Annotated in this window: 1 protein-coding gene and 1 pseudogene; both read right to left on the reverse strand. The window is 63.3% G+C overall.

Annotation, left to right across the window (positions count from 1 at the left end; translation table 11 throughout):
- Positions 1 to 18: 18 nt before the first annotated feature.
- Positions 19 to 971 (reverse strand): annotated as a pseudogene (locus ACRXB1_RS35775) (aldo/keto reductase).
- Positions 884 to 1590, reverse strand: a 707-nt coding sequence (locus ACRXB1_RS35780; protein WP_449494738.1) for an MFS transporter, incomplete at its 5' end; no start/stop codon positions are given. The pseudogene ACRXB1_RS35775 and the gene ACRXB1_RS35780, both read right to left, overlap by 88 nt.

The raw sequence follows: 1590 nt of genomic DNA on the forward strand, positions 1-1590 counted from the left end.
TCGCCGCCGCGCGCCGGGTCATGACTCGTGCCCGCGTCCCGCGGTTGCGCGATCGAGTTCGCAGAACTCGTGATCGGAAAGCGTGATCGCGCTGGAAGCCACATTCTCGACGAGATGTGCGAGCCTGGAGGTTCCCGGTATCGGCAGCATGACCGGACTGCGCTGCAGTAGCCATGCAAGCGCAATCTGGCCGACGCGAGCGTCATGACGACGGGCAATGATATCGAGCAACGATCCCGGCCGGGTCAGTTCCCCGGCCGCCAACGGGTACCACGGAATGAAGCCGATGCCATGCGCCGTGCAGTAATCCAGCACGTCTTCACTCCTGCGATCGCCCAGGTTGAAGCGGTTCTGCACCGTTGCCACCTTGAAGTATTTGGACGCGGCCTTGATGTCAGGCACGCAGACTTCGCTCAGGCCTGCGTGGCGGATCACGCCGGTATCGATGAGGTGCTTTACCGCCCCAAACTGTTCATCGCGCGGCACGGCAGGATCGATCGATGCAACTGCCATAAACCAATCTGTTCGACACCCAGCCTGCGCAAGCTGCCATGGGCCTGCTCGATCAGATACTCGGGGCGGCCATGCGATTCCCATCGGCCGGGCCCCGAGCGCACGAGACCGGCCTTCGTCGCGACGAGCAACCGGGCGTCATACGGATGCAGCGCTTCGCGGATCAGTTCCTCTGAGACACCGGGCCCGTATGAATCGGCTGTATCGATGAAATCCACCCCGAGTTCCGGCAGACGCTGCAATAAGCGGATAGCTTCAGCCTGATCGGCGGGCATGCCCCAGACGCCCGGACCGGTAATGCGCATGGCGCCGAAACCGAGTCGCCGGATGTCGGTTTCGCCACCAATCCTGAACGTCGAGCGAAGAATGGTCATGCGGGGCAGGCGGTCGATGCGCACCGGACTTTGACCACATGCCGGCCGATACTCACGGTCAGCACCAGCGCCCCTACCTCGCATAACGCGGCGACCCAGCCAAGGTCGCTCACGGACGCAACACTCAAGGTGAGCGAACCGAGCGCGGCGCCAAGCGAGAAACCAAGGTACATGAACGAAGCATTCAGCGACAAAGCGATCGGCGTCCCGCGCAATCCGGCGATGCCAATCAGTCCCGCCTGCTGCGCCGGATAGAAGCACCAGTGCGCGATTCCCCACGCCACCACACCCACGAGCACGGGAACCAGCGCAAGCGAAGCGGGCAACCAGTGCGCACTCGCCGACATCAGCGCGAAAGCGAAAATCGATACCGTCAGACAGGGAATGATCACGCGCCGCGAGCCGAGCCGATCCACCGCCTTCCCGCCGATAAACACCCCTACCGCCGCCGCGACGCCCCATGTGAAGAGCACGTACCCGATCTGCGCGCCATGCAACTGCGTCGTCCTGGCAATAAAGAGCGCGAAATACGTATAGATCGTATAGGCGCCCGTGGCCCACAGCGTGGTGACGAGCAAGGTCATCAGGACCACGGGTCGGCGCGCGGTATCGATACGTTCACGCAAGGTGGCCGTCGGCAATCCTGCGCCGATTGAACGCGGCAGTCCGAACAACAGCCCGGCGCTCGCCGCAGCGGAAAGCA

It is taken from the genome of Caballeronia sp. M23-90, assembly GCF_053574605.1.